15 protein-coding genes and 1 pseudogene are annotated in these 18,240 nt (G+C 53.7%); 9 read left to right on the top strand and 7 right to left on the bottom strand.

The features are described 5' to 3' along the window. Positions 1-389 precede the first annotated feature (389 nt). Complete coding sequence (locus AD666_RS26295; protein WP_082339921.1) at positions 390-938, bottom strand: helix-turn-helix domain-containing protein; 549 nt, start codon at positions 936-938, stop codon at positions 390-392. A gap of 383 nt (positions 939-1,321) precedes the next feature. On the opposite strand from AD666_RS26295, the gene AD666_RS24115 reads away from it, so the two are divergent. The 8 genes from AD666_RS24115 (at position 1,322) to AD666_RS24080 (ending at position 10,878) form a co-directional block, all read left to right on the top strand. After that, the gene (locus AD666_RS24115; RefSeq protein WP_053157918.1) at positions 1,322-2,611 is read left to right on the top strand and encodes an FAD-binding oxidoreductase; all 1,290 of its coding nucleotides are present in this window, start codon (positions 1,322-1,324) and stop codon (positions 2,609-2,611) included. 604 nt (positions 2,612-3,215) lie between these two features. Further along, positions 3,216-4,559 carry a glutamine synthetase family protein gene (locus AD666_RS24110; protein WP_156315987.1) on the top strand — a complete coding sequence of 448 codons (1,344 nt, stop codon included), beginning with the start codon at positions 3,216-3,218 and terminating at the stop codon, positions 4,557-4,559. 53 nt (positions 4,560-4,612) lie between these two features. Continuing rightward, positions 4,613-4,972: a cupin domain-containing protein gene (locus AD666_RS24105; protein WP_053157912.1), complete on the top strand. Its 360-nt coding sequence runs from the start codon at positions 4,613-4,615 to the stop codon at positions 4,970-4,972. 200 nt (positions 4,973-5,172) lie between these two features. Continuing rightward, on the top strand, positions 5,173-6,315 hold the full coding sequence (locus AD666_RS24100; protein ID WP_053157910.1) for an ABC transporter ATP-binding protein: 1,143 nt from the start codon (positions 5,173-5,175) through the stop codon (positions 6,313-6,315). After that, positions 6,312-7,232: an ABC transporter permease subunit gene (locus AD666_RS24095; protein ID WP_053157907.1), complete on the top strand. Its 921-nt coding sequence runs from the start codon at positions 6,312-6,314 to the stop codon at positions 7,230-7,232. The genes AD666_RS24100 and AD666_RS24095 overlap by 4 nt, the downstream gene beginning before the upstream one ends. After that, positions 7,229-8,119, top strand: coding sequence for an ABC transporter permease subunit (locus tag AD666_RS24090; RefSeq protein ID WP_053157904.1), 891 nt, complete (start codon positions 7,229-7,231; stop codon positions 8,117-8,119). The genes AD666_RS24095 and AD666_RS24090 overlap by 4 nt, the downstream gene beginning before the upstream one ends. A 276-nt stretch (positions 8,120-8,395) precedes the next feature. Next, positions 8,396-9,823, top strand: coding sequence for a gamma-aminobutyraldehyde dehydrogenase (locus AD666_RS24085; protein WP_053157901.1), 1,428 nt, complete (start codon positions 8,396-8,398; stop codon positions 9,821-9,823). A gap of 767 nt (positions 9,824-10,590) precedes the next feature. Next, a complete protein-coding gene (locus AD666_RS24080; protein WP_256222795.1) occupies positions 10,591-10,878 on the top strand; it encodes a hypothetical protein in 288 nt (95 codons plus the stop codon). A 430-nt stretch (positions 10,879-11,308) separates the two neighbouring features. Here the strand turns inward: AD666_RS24080 and AD666_RS24075 are convergent, their stop codons facing one another. The 5 genes and pseudogenes from AD666_RS24075 to AD666_RS27080 all read right to left on the bottom strand — a co-directional run. Further along, the gene (locus AD666_RS24075) at positions 11,309-12,763 is read right to left on the bottom strand and encodes a site-specific integrase (RefSeq protein WP_053157898.1); all 1,455 of its coding nucleotides are present in this window, start codon (positions 12,761-12,763) and stop codon (positions 11,309-11,311) included. A gap of 297 nt (positions 12,764-13,060) precedes the next feature. Further along, a complete protein-coding gene (locus AD666_RS24070; RefSeq protein ID WP_053158862.1) occupies positions 13,061-13,324 on the bottom strand; it encodes a hypothetical protein in 264 nt (87 codons plus the stop codon). Positions 13,325-13,477: 153 nt separating this feature from the next. Next, positions 13,478-14,140, bottom strand: a complete 663-nt coding sequence (locus AD666_RS24065; protein ID WP_053157896.1) for a trans-aconitate 2-methyltransferase — start codon at positions 14,138-14,140, stop codon at positions 13,478-13,480. A 107-nt stretch (positions 14,141-14,247) separates the two neighbouring features. Further along, on the bottom strand, positions 14,248-15,015 hold the full coding sequence (locus tag AD666_RS27085; protein ID WP_371259630.1) for a methyl-accepting chemotaxis protein: 768 nt from the start codon (positions 15,013-15,015) through the stop codon (positions 14,248-14,250). Between the two features lie 93 nt (positions 15,016-15,108). Further along, positions 15,109-16,191: pseudogene (locus AD666_RS27080) on the bottom strand (cache domain-containing protein); the annotation flags it as partial. Positions 16,192-16,542: 351 nt separating this feature from the next. Here AD666_RS27080 and AD666_RS24055 point away from each other — a divergent pair. Further along, the gene (locus AD666_RS24055) at positions 16,543-17,583 is read left to right on the top strand and encodes a GlxA family transcriptional regulator (protein ID WP_053157890.1); all 1,041 of its coding nucleotides are present in this window, start codon (positions 16,543-16,545) and stop codon (positions 17,581-17,583) included. 79 nt (positions 17,584-17,662) lie between these two features. Here the strand turns inward: AD666_RS24055 and AD666_RS24050 are convergent, their stop codons facing one another. Then, entirely contained in the window at positions 17,663-18,064 is a 402-nt protein-coding gene (locus AD666_RS24050; protein WP_053157888.1) for a hypothetical protein, read from the bottom strand. Between the last annotated feature and the right edge of the window lie 176 nt (positions 18,065-18,240).

Genomic DNA, 18,240 nt, shown 5'->3' with positions numbered 1-18,240 from the left:
AAATTGATATGACCCCTAAGGGCAGGCAGTAGCATGATGATCGTTGCTATCAACCCATACCGAGGGAGAGCGCTTCGGCAGTGACCATCACCTGCTGTTTCCACTCTGACCTCCGGGCGGAAGTACATCAAAAATCCGTTTCTTGGTTACTCCGGGCGCTTTGAAACACAGCCTGCCGAATTATGCACTGATGTCTTTAGAGTCCCGAGCGTTAGCTCAAGTAACCTTATTGCAATTAACTATCATTAATTTAATTAATGTTCCTGGTTTTTGCTTTGCCTTGTACGCATTACCAGCTGAAGGGCCGCTTCATAACAAGCAGCATTACCACTTTAGGGCCGGAAGTTGTGCTTGGTCAAGAAAGCTTGCAAGGCGCACTAGCAGATTTATCAGCTATATACTAGCAGTACTCTTGTTCTACTTCGAGTGCAGTTAGCGTATTTACATGCTACACCCATTGGAATTTGGAACCCGCTTGCCGTAGGAATTGTAAGTTGTGTTTCATCAAGCCAAATCGTCAGCTCTCCTTCCAGTACATATCCACAATGCTCAGAATCTTCAGTGATTCCGCGCTCCCCGAAAGTGGCTCCAGGCTCAAGTATTGTCTCGAACATGATCATCTTCCCGGATAGGTTCGGAGAAATGACATAATCGGTTACACCACGAGCGTATTTGAGCGACCGACGTTCACCAGGATTCGTTACGTTCGGCTGTAGCGGCGGGGCTGCAGGTTGACTAAATATTTCGATTGGAACGCCTACTGCATTGGCGATTGCTGTTAGGTCTTCCACTGTTGGTTGAGATAGACCACGCTCGATTTGAGAGATAAAACCAACCGATCTGCCTATTGCATCAGCTAGTTGGCGAACTGTCATTTTGCGCCTCTTTCGCAGTTCAAGAATTATATTTGGCATGGTTTGTGAGGGCATTACCGTCATAACAATTTTTCCACTATCCATATTGTTTGAATTCGAGAATTTAAGGCGACAGCCAGACTTATAGCTTATTTATTCGTGCCGACGAGTCTGACCGCAGCAGCTGTTGAATAGTCGAGAGCCCGGGCTTTGGCTAGTGAAGCGGACGGTCTTTCGAGCGGGACGGATCGCCAGGATTTTCACCCATTGGGGAGGGAAAAGCACCCCCAGGCTCAGCAATATTTTGGCGTCACTTTACGCGGCCGGCTCGGTAAAGCCTGTCTGTCGTGGGCCTACGCCGTCCGTAAGCAGAGGCAATCGAGCGCAGTTATCGTGAAAAAAATATCTTGTTTTCATGAACAAAAGTGGCTAAATTTTCATGAAAACGAGCCTTCCAGGTGCCAAAAATGTTTCTTCGTTCGAGTGATTACGTCCCTAGCTACTACTCCTACAGTTGCGCTGATCAAATCTCCAGCCGAGAAGAGCTTCAAGGTTCAGAGGCCACTGAGGTTGTGGTGGTGGGCGCTGGATTCAGTGGCCTTCATACGGCGTTAAGGCTCGCCCTCGCGGGAAAGCGCGTTACGGTGTTGGAGGCGAGTCGGGTCGCTTGGGCCGCTTCTGGTCGAAACGGGGGGCAAGCAATTCTTGGCTGGTCATGCGATATGCCGCCATTGGAGGCCGCGTTGGGGTATGAACGTGCCCGGCAGCTGTGGGAGACGATGCGGTGGGCGGCAAAGGAAATCTGGCAGTTGCCCATCCGTCATGGCTTCGATATTGACTACAAGCCTGGTCACCTGTGGACTTCAGTCTTGGAACGCCGGATCAAAACCCTAACTGAATGGCAGGCCGAAGCTAGTCACCGTTGGGGGCATCATGGGCTGCAATTTATCTCCGAACAGGAGCTTCCAAATTGGGTCGGCACTGGTCGCTACAAGGCAGGGTTACTGGATCCAGAGGGTGGGCATTTAAATCCGCTGAAGTTATCTCTTGGCCTTGCTGACTCAATCGAGAAGGCCGGAGGTAAAATTTATGAAAAATCCAAGGTCGTTAGCTTCAGGGAGAGCGGTAGCGGCTTTACTGTAGTTACAGAGAAAGGTCAAGTCCGCGCGGACGTTTTAGTACTCGCTTGCAACGCTTATATAGACGATTTATACGCTCCATTGTCAAGAAAAGTGCTATCTGCAGGAAGTTATCAAGTCGCAACAGCGCCGTTGCGCCCACACGTGGCTAAATCGCTCATTCCATCCAACGTATGCGTTACTGATAATCAATTTATTCTTGATTACTTTAGATTGACTCCGGATCATCGTCTACTGTTTGGAGGCGGAACTACTTATATGGGGGGGCTGCCTAAGGATATCGCTGCGACTACTCGCCCTTATTTGGAACGAGTATTTCCTCAGTTGGAAGGCGTCGGGATTGACTACGCGTGGGGCGGGCATCTCGATATCACGCTTAATCGAACGCCTGACATATCTAGGAAGGGGCAGCTCTATTGGATGTTAGGGTACTCTGGACATGGTGTGCTTCCAACACTCGCGGCAGCGAGAGCCGTCTCAAATTCAATTCTAGGTGATGAGGAGGATCTGAAACTTTACGAGGGTATTAAGAATAAAAATTTCCCTGGAGGAAAGTTGTGTGCGGCGCCAATTGAGGCGGTTGGAAAAACTTGGTACCGACTCAGAGATCTAGTATGAGATGTAGGAGCGGTCATCATGACTAGTACATCTTGCACTTCCTCTTTGGAGCAGTGCATTAGCGATCTACGCCGGGAAAATAACCTGTCCCCTTCCAGCCTTGGCAGGCGGATATCAAAGCCCGCTGGTTTCATAAGCCTCATAGAGGCTGGCTTGGCCAAACCGACACTGCAAGAACTGGTGTCATTGAGTGGTATGTTTTCGGTGGGTTCCGTGGCTTTTTTTAAGATCGATGCCCCCAGCGTGTGCCTTGGGTCGTGAAACCTAATGAGCGACGTAGTTTAAGCTACGCAAATGGAATCATTGATCATCTACTGAGATCGAGTACACGTCTGAATTTTAATATGCTCGAAACCACCCTTCAGCCCGGTGCTAGCAGCGGTGATCAACCATTGTGCGATAGTAGTCCACAAGCGGGGTATATTCTCTAGGGCAAGTTGGAAAACACTCTTAAAGCTTGTGAGAAATCGGTAGTGTTGAATGTTGGAGATTGCTTGCGGCTTGTTCCTGGTGTGTGCTTCATATATAGAAATCTTACGAAATATGTAACTCGCGCGCTCTGGTTTTACCAGTAGACTATTTAAATAACAAAGCGAAGATGATCATGTCTGAAGATCTTAAGTTGTTGGCTGAAATCAGTGAGTTTAGGCTGGCTAATCCAGAGGTTCGCTATGTTGATTTGATCTCTCTTGACATTCCTGGGAGGTTTTACGGCAAGCGTTACCCCATCGACTTGCTCCAGAAAGTTGCTAAAGGCTCACCTCTAAAACTTCCCCAAAACTGTGTGCAGCTTGGACTTCAAGGTGGAGTGTATGAGATTGGGGATTATTTCTTTAACGATGGTGATCCAGATGCAGAACGCCGCTTGGTTCCGGGCACGCTGAAGCTTGTTACGTGGGAATCTCAACCTGTCGGTCAGATGCTCATCACTTCTGATGACACACCATCGCCCATACCGTTTGAGCCGAGAAATGTGCTCGCATTGGTGTTGAAAAGACTCAAGGACAAAGGGTTTTACCCAACGGTCGCATTTGAGCTGGAGTTTTATCTTTTCGACAAATCTTCAAAAGATGGGGTGCCTCGTCCTCCCCAAGGCAAGCTATGCGACGATCCTGATGATCAACCAAATATGCACATTGATCGGATTTCCCGGTTTGCACCCGTTTTGACCGACATGGTGGACGCTGCGCGCGCTCAGGGAGTTGATGCCACCGTTATCACAGCAGAGCATGGACCTGGTCAGTTCGAGATTAATTTCGAGCATGTTGATGACGGATTGGTTGCAGCTGATTGGGCTGCGCTTTTTTGCCGAAGCACGCAGGGTGTAGCGCGCCACCATGGTTACCGTGCGAGCTTTATGGCTAAGCCTTACTTGGAGCACCCAGGTAGCGGAATGCATGTCCATGTAAGCGTTTATGATGAGTCAGGCAATAATATTCTCGCCGCTGACAACGCTCGGTTACTGAAGCACGCTGTTGCGGGCTGTTTGGAGCTTCTTCCAGCATCTATGCCGATGTTCGCGCCCAATGTTAACGCGCTGCGGCGATTCGGCGGGAGTGTCAACATCACCAACCAAGCTAGTTGGGGGCTAGAGAGCCGAAATGCCTCTCTTAGAATTCCTAGCTCAGACCCCAAAAACTTGCGCATAGAGCATCGTATCGCCGGCGCGGATGCAAATCCATATCTTGTGTTAGCAGCAATTCTGTCGGGAATTGAGTACGGCCTTGAATGCGGACGAGATCCGATCGCTCCTGTGACTGAAGATCGTAACAGCGGAATTCCATTTGCATTAGATATTTTCTCCTCACTGAAGGAAATGCAGCAGTCTGCTCCGCTGCGTTCTGCTCTGGGTGGAGAGTTTGTTGATGTGTATTGTGAAAATAAACGACAGGATACGCTTGCGTTTTTGCACGACATCAGTGTGCGCGAGTATCGTTGGTATCTTTAAAGTCTTGGTGTGAGTGATGTGGCTTTAAATTCTAAATATTAGTTGAGGTTTCCATGAGTGCCGTAATTAGAATCGACAAAAACAAAGACCTGGTTCGCTGGCCCGATTTTGAAGCTGATGTTACTAGCGATAATCCAATTCATGCTGGTTCGCTTGTTTTTGAATACGCCATCCAAGGGGAGGCTAGTGTCCGATCTGGCGTATGGCAGTGCGACCCGTGCACCCTGAAGGTCAGTCAAACCACAAATGAAATTTGCGTACTGATAGAAGGTGTGGCGTCTATTACTGACGAGAAAACCGGGAGAATAGAGCGGTTTGAAGCGGGGGAGGGGTTCTTGCTGTGCAAAGGGTCAAATATTGTTTGGGCGATTGAGAAGGCTATCAAAAAGTATTACATCACAATTGCTGACTAAGCTCTAATGCAGAAAAGTCCTGGGGTTCGAGGTGTGTTGTCGGTTTGGCTATCTGAACGGTGGTCTCCGACGACAGGAATTAGTGTTCGTTTTCTCACTGGAACACATCTTATCGAGTATGGTTTTTGAGTTTCATTAGGCTGATGCCGAATTAAGGTATGTCAGAGTGCGTGCCGCCGGTGATGCAGGAGTATAATAATATGAATGTTGCTTGCGATAAACCTAGCGAAGATTTTGGAACACCTCTACAGAGCAAAAGTGTTCTTGTAAGAGTGGATCGCGTGTCAAAGAAATTCGATGAGACGATCGCTGTAGATGATGTTTCTCTGGAAATCCGGAAGGGTGAAATCTTCGCTTTGCTTGGGGGGTCTGGCTCGGGTAAATCGACCTTGCTTCGCATGCTGGCCGGTTTCGAGCGTCCGACTGAAGGGCGTATTTTCCTCGATGGCGTCGATATCACAGACATCCCGCCGTACGAACGACCTATCAACATGATGTTCCAGTCCTACGCATTATTCCCGCACATGACCGTGGCGCAGAACATTGCCTTTGGTCTGCAGCAGGACAAGATGTCTAAGGCGGAGATCGAAGCTCGTGTTGGCGAGATGCTCAAGCTGGTTCATATGACCCAGTACGCCAAGCGCAAGCCGCATCAGCTTTCTGGTGGCCAGCGTCAGCGCGTGGCCCTGGCCCGCTCCCTCGCCAAACGTCCCAAGCTGCTGCTGCTTGACGAGCCTATGGGCGCACTGGACAAGAAACTGCGTTCGCAGATGCAGCTGGAACTGGTGGAAATCATTGAGCGAGTCGGCGTGACCTGCGTGATGGTGACTCACGATCAAGAAGAGGCCATGACCATGGCCCAGCGCATCGCCATCATGCACCTAGGCTGGATCGCCCAGATCGGTTCGCCGGTGGACATTTACGAGACCCCCACCAGTCGCTTGGTCTGTGAGTTCATCGGTAACGTTAACCTTTTTGAAGGTGATGTGGTAGACGACGCCGAGGGGCATGCGCTGATTGCGTCTTCGGAATTGGAGCGCAAAGTCTATGTCGGTCATGGTATTTCAACCTCCGTCGAGGATAAACGCATTACCTACGCACTCCGCCCCGAAAAGCTGATGGTTACGACCCGTCAGCCGGAGTTCGAGCACAATTGGTCACGCGGAAAAATCCATGATATTGCCTACCTTGGTGGCCACTCAGTTTTCTACGTCGAACTGCCTAGCGGCAAAATCGTCCAGTCGTTCGTCGCTAACGCCGAACGCCAAGGCGCGCGTCCGACGTGGGGTGATCAGGTGTACGTGTGGTGGGAAGACGACAGCGGCGTGGTACTGCGGTCATGAAAATCCGTAAGCTCAAGCGAGCCTTCCAGCGCATTACCCCTGAGGGGCGGCACCTGGTGATCGGAGTTCCTTTCATCTGGCTGTTCCTGTTCTTCATGCTGCCGTTCTTCATTGTGTTGAAAATCAGCTTCGCCGAAGCCGCCGTGACGATCCCGCCGTATACCGAAATCTACACATACGTCGAAGACAAGATCCAGTTGGTGCTCAACCTCGCCAACTACGGCCTGTTGACCGAGGATGAGCTTTACATCTCGGCCTATCTGGGCTCGCTGAAGATGGCCTTCTTCAGCACCCTGCTTTGCTTGCTTATCGGCTACCCGATGGCCTACGCCATCGCCAACGCCAAAAAAGAGACCCAAACAGTTTTGCTGTTGCTGATCATGATGCCGACTTGGACTGCGATTCTGATTCGGGTGTATGCCTGGATGGGCATCCTCAGCAACAACGGGCTGCTCAACAGCTTCTTGCTGTGGCTGGGGCTGATCGAACAGCCGCTGCAGATCCTCAACACGAACCTGGCGGTGTACATCGGCGTGGTCTATTCGTACCTGCCATTTATGATCTTGCCGCTGTTCGCTAACTTGGTGAAACACGACCAGAGTCTGCTCGAAGCCGCATCTGATCTAGGTTCGAGCACCGTTAACAGCTTCTGGAGGATCACCGTGCCGCTGTCGAAGAACGGCATCATCGCCGGCTGCATGCTGGTGTTCATCCCGGTGGTGGGTGAGTTCGTAATTCCTGAGCTGCTGGGCGGCCCGGAAACCCTGATGATCGGTAAAGTACTGTGGCAGGAGTTCTTCAATAACCGTGACTGGCCAGTGGCGTCTGCCCTCGCGGTGGTAATGCTGGCAATTCTGATCGTGCCAATCCTGCTGTTCAACCGCAGCCAGGCAAAAGAGATGGAGGGCAGGGCATGAAACGTTTCGGATTTTCCAAGCTAGTGCTGGTATTTGGCTTGTTGTTCATTTACCTGCCCATGCTGATCCTGGTGATCTATTCTTTCAACGCCTCCAAGCTGGTGACGGTCTGGGGCGGCTGGTCGATCAAGTGGTACGTTGGCCTGCTCGATAACACCCAACTGATGGGGTCGGTGATGCGCTCGCTGGAAATCGCCTGCTACACGGCTGTGGCGGCAGTAGCGCTTGGTACCCTGGCGGCGTTCGTGCTGACCCGGGTCACCCGCTTCAAGGGGCGAACCCTATTTGGTGGTTTGGTCACCGCGCCTCTGGTGATGCCCGAAGTCATCACTGGTTTATCGCTGCTGCTCCTCTTCGTCGCTATGGCTCAGTTGATTGGTTGGCCCCAAGAACGTGGCATCGTCACTATCTGGATCGCGCACACCACGTTCTGCGCGGCTTATGTGGCGGTAGTGGTGTCGGCCCGTCTACGTGAGCTAGATCTGTCGATTGAGGAGGCCGCTATGGACTTGGGAGCAAAGCCATGGAAGGTATTTTTCCTGATCACTATCCCGATGATTGCGCCGTCACTTGCGGCGGGGGGCATGATGTCTTTCGCACTGTCGCTGGATGACTTGGTGCTTGCTAGCTTCGTGTCTGGCCCAGGCTCGACGACGCTGCCAATGGAAGTATTTTCCGCTGTGCGTATGGGTGTGAAGCCTGAAATCAACGCGGTAGCCAGCTTGATTTTGCTTTCTGTGTCGATGGTAACCGTATTGATCTGGTACTTCGGTTGGCGTGCGGAGCGCGCGCGACAGATTGCAATCCGAAAAGCTCTAACTGAGGGACAAGTTTCAGTTAAGGGGCAGCCCACTTCTCTGAATAATAGAGCCATAGCGACAGTGTAGAGAATCATCGAGTTTCTTAGGCTGGACTACCCATTAAAGCTCGACTTTATGTCTCGGTGGTTCTGCTAGGTTAATCAGAGGTAAAGTGAGGTTCGGCTGAGTATCCTCACTGCTAAGCGGTTGACATTTTGAACGCCAGGTAGCTCGTAGAGAGTTGCTACATCTCGCTATGGGGTGACGCTTTTCTTTGATGATATAACTCATCTAGGCTGTTATAGGGGGCGGTGAATAAGATGTTTGAGGTGTGCAAAAACAACATTAAAATTGGTGAGAACAATGCAAACTAAACTTCTTGTAAATGGTGAATTGATTTCCGGTCAAGGCGATTCGCAAAAGGTGTTGAACCCTGCGACCGGGGAGCTCGTTGTGATGATTCATGAAGCTACTTCCGAGCAGGTAAATAGCGCAGTCGTTGCGGCTAATCAGGCTTTTGGTCAGTGGTCACAGGTGTCCCCAAAAGATCGCTCGGCGCTATTACTGCAGATAGCTGACGTGATTGATCAAAACGCTGAAGAACTGGCGCGTCTTGAATCTATCAATTGTGGTAAGCCATATCAAACGGTGCTCAACGATGAGCTCCCTGGCGTTTCGGATGTCTTCCGTTACTTCGCGGGCGCGGCACGTTGTTTAACGGGTATCGCTGCAGGTGAGTATGTGCCTGGCCACACATCGATGATTCGTCGTGACGCGATTGGCGTCATTGCTTCCATTGCTCCCTGGAACTATCCGTTGATGATGGTGGCTTGGAAGATTGCTCCAGCATTGGTGGCCGGTAATACTGTAGTGCTCAAGCCGTCAGAGCAGACCCCACTGACAGCCCTCCGGTTGGCTGAGCTTGTTTGCAAAATTCTTCCTGCGGGCGTCTTAAACGTCGTTTTTGGTCGTGGCGCTTCGGTAGGCTCCCCTCTAACCACACACCCTTTGGTGAGAATGGTTTCTCTAACGGGCTCAGTCGCGACAGGCTCCCGCATCATCTCGGATACGAGTAACGACGTTAAGCGCATGCACATGGAGCTGGGCGGTAAAGCACCTGTTATTGTTTTTGACGATGCAGACATCGATGCTGTCGTGGAGGGAATCCGTACTTTTGGTTTCTACAACGCGGGCCAGGATTGTTGTGCTGCCACGCGGCTTTATGTCCAAGAGGGAGTTTATGATCAATTCGTGGAGAAGCTGACTGAGGCTGTTAGCACGATCCGTATGGGACTTCAGGACGAAGAGGGAGTTGAGTTAGGCCCACTGATCACTGCTCATCATCGCGATCACGTGAGAGGTTTTGTGGAGCGAGCGGCGGCGCAACCACACATCCGTATCACGACGGGTGGTAAAGCAGTTGAAGGCCCTGGTTTCTTCTTCCAACCGACCGTAATCGCGGATGCCAAGCAAGACGATGAAATTGTCCAGTGCGAAGTATTTGGCCCAGTTGTCTCTGTAACCAAATTCAGTCACGAGGACGAGGTCTTGAACTGGGCTAACGACTCTAAGTACGGTTTGGCATCATCTGTTTGGACTGGCGACGTAGGCCGTGCACATCGTTTGTCCGCGCGCCTTCAATACGGTTGCACCTGGGTTAATACCCATTTCACCCTGACCTATGAAATGCCACACGGCGGGCAGAAACAATCTGGTTATGGCAAGGATTTGTCGATTTATGGATTGGAAGACTACACCGCTGTGCGTCATGTGATGATAAAGCACACGTAATTGCACACCGTCACGTCTATGGTGTTGATTTAAACAATCCACTCCGGGCATTGTGACGCGTCGACCATTCTTCGGCAAGATGAGTGGTCGACGCTGATTAGTGTAGCGTTGGAAACGACTTACGCAGCGGACTCTCTAATGCAGAGCAGAGCTTCCAGACTCCGTTTCGGCATAAGCTTGCATGTGGGATGATGCTCTGTAAGCGTTACGCTGTATTGTAAGCGCTCGGCGAACTCACCTACAGTCAATCTTCCCAGTTATCTCATCCTAGAAGAGCCTGCTGCTAGCGGCGGTTGCACGAGGAGAATGTGATGATCAACGTTATCCACACTATGACAAAGGTGCAGGCCCGCCCCTAAGCATAACGTTTGCCTAAGGCGGCGCCATCGTATCGGAGCAAGCTCTAGCACCAGCTCAGCCTCCTCCATTCTTAGAGGAGTATCGCTGTCGAGGCCTTCGGTCTGCGCGTCGACACCATCAATCACGGTCAAATGAGGTTTCTGACCCCATCGACTCTTCGTTATGATCCTCACAACACGAAATCAGATTGCTATCCTAAGAAAAATTTGTAAGCGCTCCATAAACCCCACATTCAAAGCACTGAGCTGATGTCGGATGCTGTGCTCCCGATTCCTTTCAGGAGCCCGTTTGAACTGGCCTAATGAATTTGGACACATCAATAGGGCGCTATGATGGGGCCCAAATCTAAGGTGTGCATGATGATGTGAAAGTCCTATTCGAGTGAGTTCAAACTCAAAGCTGCAAGCATGGTGCTTGATGAAGAACAGCCCATTCTTGGAGTCTGTGCCAACTTCGATATCGGCCCGACTGCCCTGCGCCGCTGGGTTGAGCAAGTCAGAAAAGAGCGCGCCGGTTCGACGCTAGTTGGCACAAAGGCCATTACCGCTGACCAAAGACACATCCAGGAACTCAAGGCCCTGCTCAGGCAGAAAGACCGGGATATCGAAATCTTAAAAAAGGCCAGTGTTCTCCTGCTTTTGGACTCCAAAGATCATTTAGCCGCCCTTGACCTTCGATGTTTTTGCGCTCTTTAGCCATTGACTTACTAGCGCGTGAGGCTCGGTTAATTGGTAGGAGGCTTCAATCGTTCGCCGGACTATAGGTGACTTCAAATCAGTGCCAGCCGTGACGAGCGAACTGTCACGGTCGAGCACTTGGAACTGGACATTGCCTTCGACCCGAGGAGGTTTGGGTTTGCGTTGTCGCTGCTTTTCCGATTTGGCCCAGTGGCCACGGGAGAGGGATGCCGGCTTTGCGACAAGCCTTGGCGACGGCGACGTCGGAAACACCAATTTCGTGGGCCAATTTGACCATGGGTGTTTGCCATACTTTTTCGAACAGTTCCGCGACGGTGAAGCTCACGAATGTGTACATGCGGTCTGTCACCTTTGCTCGTCGCGAATTTAAGGCCATAACACGGTGTGTCGCGGATGTTAAATTCCGGGAGGCTATGGACGCAATTGCCTATGACGGTGTTCGCGTCTCTGGCGCCGCGTACACTGGAAAAGACAACATCGACTCGTTTGGCGTGTGCTCGTAGTTCGAGGACAACACCGCACTGAGCCGATCGCCCAACAGGTTCCAGGCGTTTTTCTTCTCTTCGGCATAGTCGTGATGCAAGTAATGACGTCTCACCCGAGAGCCGGCCAGGACATGATTTTGGCAGCGATCGATGACATCCAGACTAACGCCTAAGGCTTGCATCATGGTCGCCCCGGTACGGCGCAGGTCATGTGGCGTCCAGTCGCCGTTCTGGCCGTCGGCGAGCACCAGGGTATCGTCGTGACGCCGTCGTGAGAGGGCCTTGCGGTTTTTGAATCGGGCCTGGCGATCGCCGACCTGTTTGCTCACCACTTTCACGTCCACATGCCCATCATCCTGCTTGTTGGGGAAGCACCACTGGGAATGCCCCGTCAGGGTCTTGAGTTCCTGAAAAAAATGCAGGGCAAAGGGAGAGAGGAAGACATGGTGGTCCTGCTTCTTGCCCCGTGTGCCTTTGACGTTTTCACTGGGAAGGAACCAAGTCTGCCGGTCCAGATCGACATTTTTCCATTCGGCCTGCAGCAACTCGCCAATCCGGCACAGCGTGCCCAGGCTAATCCAGAGCGCCAGTTGGGTTTCCTTTTTTAATGGTCGAATGCCGTCGTATTTCTGACCGGCGGGGAGGGCGTTGTAATCGGCTGTCATTTGTTGGAAACGGTTGTGCAGTTCCAACAGCTCTGCCGATGAAAGGACGCGGCTTCTTTCGGCCTCGTAGTCGGCCGGGATCAAGGGGGAGATGTCGACTAGCTCAGTTGGATCACCCTCGATCAATAAGGCCCGCCAAGGTTGGCGCTTTCTGGCCCAACCGAACATCTGAGTAAGGTCGGCGAAGAAACTGATGGCTTGCCGGTGAGCGCCGCGGTTGATCACGGCCCGGATCAGAGCCCGAACATCGTGTTCGGAGACACTGCTCACTGCGGTCTTGCCGAGTGCTGGCAAAAGGTCCTTGTTAAAACGACGCTGTAACTCGGCATTGCCGTCTTTTCGCGCCACGCCATCCAACAGCCAGGCCTGGGCCAGATCTTGGACGGTCAGCATTTTCACCTTCGCGGTTTTTGCTTGTTCGGCCTCTATGTTAGCCGCGGCGTATGCTTGTGCCTTGGCAGCTTTCTTGTGTTCATTGGGATTGATCTGCTCATCAATGAGCGCCCTGGCCTGGTTACGGGCCTTGCGGATGTCCGTCAGGGATTTGCGCGGCCAGGTTCCGCAGGCGTACTCTTTTTTTTGGTCGCCCCAGCGATACCGATAGAAAAAGCTGACCGACACGCCGTCCTTACGGACTGAAATTCGACCGGCGAGATTGCCATCCTCCCTGAGGATCCGGCCGGCATCATTGGCGGTCAGCGACTCGAGTTCTTTGATGGTGATTTTGGCCATAAGATGGGTTCCCCCTACTTTTGCCCCCACAAAAACGTCGGCTCTTGATGGACGTTACTGGACTCTCGTAGAGCAGAACACCGCTGGAGCTCAAGTAAATACTAGCTTAGAAAAATCCAGAGTAAAATTTTGGAGTCTTTCAAGAAGTATGAAAAACGAGATGGGGTGCTAGGGGTCGAGTGTTCGAATCACTCCGTCCCGACCATATTTTTCAATGACTTAGCCCAATCTGCAAAGATTGGGCTTTTTCATGTCTGCAATAAACAACCCGTTTCGTTGAATTATCGCCAGGGAAGATCAATGCAGCGCCAAGGATCTCGGCACTGGAACATGATCAAACTTCGAAATGGTCTTGATCCAGTAGCGGCGATAGTCGGTCTGATCGGGTGCCAGCGGTTTTTGGGTTGACCATAGATGCCCGGCCTTCAGGCTGGCGCGATAGGCCTCCCATTCTTTCTGCTCGGCGACTTCCCTGGCTTTGTGTCGGTCGTCGAACCAACCGAGGACATAAGGTTCGCCTTGGTCTGTGCTGTGTGCTATCAGCAAATAAATCTCTGTCATGACTGCCGCCTCAATGCTGTAGTCCAATCGTTACTCTTGTCATGGGTATCGGCAGGAGGTTTGAGTTTTTGAGATCAGGATTGTCAATCATCTGGTCAAGGGGGCGGATTGCTGGAGCAACGCCAACGCCCGTTCAATTTCAGTTTCCGTTCGTTATTCGGCCACGATCAACAATGACTGCGGCGCCGCGCTCTGCGGATGCTGTGGCTCCTGCAACCCAGTCAAGCGAAAGCCTGCCATGTCCAGCGCATTGAGCCAGCTGGAAAGCGTGCGGAAATACCACGGCATGGGTTGCCATTGTCCTTTGAATCCGCTGAAGGTTTCCTGCCGCCAGCCATCCTGATAATCGCCTGCTGCCGTAGCCCAGGGATGCAAGGTCTGGATCACCAGGGCGCCACTTGGAGCGAGCAGGGCTTTCAGGGCGCTGAGCAGGGGGATGATGTCCTGGTGCAGCAGGGCGAAGTTGGCGCAGATCAGGTCGTAATCGCTGCCGATATCCACCTGCGTGTGCACCAGCGCGTCATAGCTGGCCAGATACACGAGGGAAGAACCGGCTGCCCGTGAGGCCTCCACCAAGGTTGCGTCGCCATCCACGCCGACGGCTTCGATGGCCCGTTTGGCCAGGGCGCGCAATAGCCAGCCCTCACCGCATCCGAGGTCGAGCACTCGTTCGGGCTGGCGGCTGAGTATCGCCAGCAGGATGGCTTGGTCAGTGACTTCGCGACGACTTTCAATGGCGCCGGTGCGGACGGCTTCGATCCAGGCTTGCGCGTTGTGCTGCCAACTCTGGAGGAGGGCGGATTCGGAGGCGGGCATTGGCAGTCTCAAGCGTGAGGGCTTGAGTTCAAGGATAGAACATGCGGATTGACCCGGTCCTGTGGGAGGAAGGCTTGGCTCCCACAGGCTTGTTCCAGGCTCTGTATTTAGAACTTGAACCGACCTACCAATCCCTTGAGCTGACTGGAAATGTCTGTCAGGCGGCCGGAGCCGGTTTGGGCGGTGTGGGCAAATTCTTCGACCAGTTGTGCATCGGCATGGATCTGTGCGATGTGCCGGTTGATGTCCTCCGCCACTTGGTGTTGTTGCTCCGCCGCCGTGGCGATCTGGGTGTTCTGGTCGCGGATCGAGTCCACCGAGTTGCGGATCTTGTCGAAGCTGTCGCGGGCCTGTTGGATGCGCTCGACACTGGTTTGCGACACTTGCAGGCTGGTCTGCATCTGCTGGGTCACTTCCTGGGTGCGTCGGGCGAGGTTGCCGAGCAGGCTGTCGATCTCGCCGGTGGAGTCAGCGGTGCGCCGTGCCAGGGCCCGGACCTCATCAGCCACCACGGCGAACCCGCGCCCTTGGTCCCCAGCACGCGCGGCTTCGATGGCGGCGTTGAGAGCCAGCAGGTTGGTCTGCTCGGCGATGGAGCGGATGGTGTCGAGAATCGTGTTGATATTCTTGCTGTCTTGCTCGAGTGCCTGCATGGTCTGGGTCGACTGCTGCAAGTCTTCGCTCAGTTTCAGGACGCTGCCAGTGGCTTCGCCGATATGGTGCTGGCCGTCATGTACATCCCGGTAGCCCGTGTCCGCGCTGGAGGCTGCCTGGCTGCAGGATCGGGCCACTTCGTTGGCGGTCGCGACCATCTCGTTGAAGGCGGTGCTCACCAGTTCCACCGCCTGACGCTGGCGCCCGGCGGCTTCGTTCATGTTCGAAGCCACTTCGCTGGTGTCGGCGGCGGCACTCTGCAAATCGGACGAGGCGCTGCCGATGCGCTGCACCAGCTGCGCGATCATGCCCAGGAATTGGTTGAACCAGCTCGCCAGGGTGGCCGTTTCATCCTTGCCTTGCACTTTGAGCTGACGGGTGAGGTCGCCTTCACCTTCGGCGATTTCCTGCAGGCCATCGGCGACGCCGCGAATCGGCCGCACGATCACGCGGGCGAAGCTTGCACCCACGAGAGCAAAGACTACGGCCAATACGGCAGCAATGAGCGCGATCAACCAGGTCAGGCTAGAAGCCTGGGCCATCACCTCATCACGCTTGATCAGGCCGATGAAGCGCCAGCCCAAGCCTTTGGAGCTGACTACGTTGGCCATGTAAGGCACGCCATCGATCTCGATCTGGGTGACGCCGTCGCTGCTCTTGGCCAGTGCAGCATAGTTGGGGCCAAGGTCGGCCAGCGGCTTGAAGTTGTGCTTGGCATCGCCAGCGTCCACCAGGACGTTGCCATTGGCCTCGACCAGCATCAGATAGCCGCTTTCCCCCAGCTTGATGTTCTTGACCAGTTCGGTCAGTTGCTTGAGCGACACGTCCAGGCCGACGACGCCCACCAGCTTGCCGCTGGCGTCGGCGATGGTGTGCACGATGCCGATCAGCGACACATCATCCGGCGCCCAGTAATAGGCATCCGTACGCACGGTGGTGCCTGGAGCGGCCACGGCGGCCTTGTACCAAGGGCGCACGCGGGGGTCATAGTTGGAAATCTTGGGATCGTCAGGCCAACTGGCATAGCCGCCGTCGGCCAGCCCCACGGAAAGATAAGCCGTGGTTGGGTGGCTCTTGGCGAATCTGTCGAAGATATCCAGTAGCTGCTTGTTGGTCTCGGTCAGGGGGATCTGCGCAGCGTCGGCACCGGAATAGTTCTTCAGGTCCTTGGCGCCGACGATCCGCGGATCCTTGGCGAAGAACTCCACGTTCTGGCTGATGCCATCGAAGAAAGTCTTCATGCCATTATCGATCTGCCGGATTTCCCGACTGCTGCTGTCCAGGAAATTGGTCTGCGCCGCGTCGCGCAGGTTCAGCACGACGAGCACGGCTACCAGAATGACCGGGAGGCAGGCGATGGCCGCGAACGCCCATGTCAGCTTCTGTTTGATATTCATGACTTCTCCCGCGGGTATTTATAGATGTTGTTTCGGCGGAACCAATGGGCTGTGTCGCGAGTTACCCGCAAGGGAATCGCCGAGCCTACCTGGAGCGTATCGACCAAAGTGGTAGGCACTTTAGGCAGGCTCCGGCTTTGCGGACGGGAGGTTTTCCTGTATGGCGAGGTCATGTCGCAGAAGGTGTTGAAAATGACGCATTGGGGCTACTCGGCGGTGCGATTTTGCTCATCATCACAGGAAAATAGCAGGGTAATTGTGGCCAGTGTTCCTGTATGGAAGACGGCTGCGACTGCTGTGCCAGGGCGCAAATGTCAAGCAAGCCCGATTGTCTTCCATTAACGAGGCCCTATGCCAAGCGCATTCGAGAGCGTACTCAAAAACAAGAACATGGCCTATCGACCACTCGGTTCACCGGGTACCGACCAGGCTCCGATTCGTGTCGCGTTTGTCTTGATGGACAACTTCTCGATGATGTCCTTCACCGGTGCGGTAGACGCGCTGGTCACCGCCAACCTGATGAGCGACAGGCCCCTCTACGAGGTCCTGACCGTCGGGGTTTCGGGCGGGCAGGTGCCCAGTGACCTGGGCATCGTCATTTCTACCGATGTCGAACTGGCGCAACTGCCGGAGGACCTGGATATCCTGATCGTCGCCGGGGGCTTTCGCGTCAAGCTGCAAGGCGTGCCCCTATTGCGGCGCAAACTGCGGGCCAACGCGGCGTCAGGCGCGATCATGGGCGGACTGTGGAATGGCGTTTTCTTCGTCGCCGACGCCAATCTATTGGATGATTTCGAGTGCGCCGTCCACCCGGAAAGCCGTGCGATGATGCTGGAAGTCTTTCCCCGCGTGAAAGTGTCCAGCCGGGCCTACGTCGTCGACCGGGAGCGAGTCAGTTGCGCGGGCGCGAACAGTTCCCTGCGCATGATGCTTCAGTTGATCCGCCAGACAGGTGGGCAGGCGTTGGTGGGGGCCATCGAAGAGATCCTGCGTTGCGATGAATCCGGCGATGAAAGCGACTTGCCGCCGGTGTTCGTCGAAACCGACCCGACGCTGCCGGAGAGCCTGAAACTGGCGTTGGAGTTGATGTGGCAAAACATCGAGGAGCCTTTGACCATCGATGAGCTGGCTGCGTGTGTGAAGATTTCGAAGCGCCAGCTCGAACGGCGCTTCTGTCGTTTTCTCGGGGCGACTCCGACGCGTTATTATCTGGAATTGCGCCTGACGCGCGCTCGCCAGTTGATCCAGCAAACCAACAGGTCGGTGACGGAAATTGCCGTTGCGACGGGCTTCGTCAGCTCTCCGCATTTCCAGCGACGTTTTCGGGATTTCTTCGGGGTTCCGCCCGGCAGTTATCGTTCAACCTTCGAGCGGAAACAGGCGATGCGGTAAGTCTCGGCCCCGCATTCATGTCAGGAAGCTTCCCGCAACAAATGCGAAGGGGAAGCGCCGCAGGCTATTGGCGTCGGGGTCAGGTTTTATCGTCAGACTGTTCGGCAGCGGGCAGTTCGTCACTCTGCGAGGCGGTCAGGGTTGTGCCCTTGCAAAGCACCTTACCGACCTCATCGGCGATCGAGCCATCGACGACCCGCCCCTGCATCTCGTCAAACTGGGCTTTTTCAAGCTCCTCAAGGCTGCTGTACATGCCTGTGTGGCGAACATTGCGCTCGGCGCAATCAAGTTCCAGTTTGGTGTAGTTGGTGAAATAGGTGCCCTGCCTCTGAACGGTGGCCCGTAAGGCGGAACCGTTTTCGACATAAGAAACGATGAAATATTGAGCTTGCGAATCATCGTAGCTATAAGTGATTTGTTGCGGATCCGCCGTCGCGCAGCACGCTACGGACAGGGTAATGAGAGACATAACCGTCTTCATGTTTTCTTCCATGAAATGAACAGGATGGCTGATAGTTAAATGATATCGTTTTGCGTGGTTTGCAACATCAAGTTACCACTACAGAATGATGTCACATTTGACCACTGGTCGGAAATACTCAATTCCCTGGAACTTTCCTGAAATCCTGGCCTACCTTCGGATACCCGCTTGCTCCG

Source organism: Pseudomonas sp. Pf153 (genome assembly GCF_001269775.1).
GTDB classification, from domain to species: Bacteria; Pseudomonadota; Gammaproteobacteria; order Pseudomonadales; family Pseudomonadaceae; genus Aquipseudomonas; species Aquipseudomonas uvaldensis.
The sequence above is the reverse complement of the archived record's forward strand: the minus strand, read 5'-3'. Positions and strand labels throughout refer to the sequence as shown.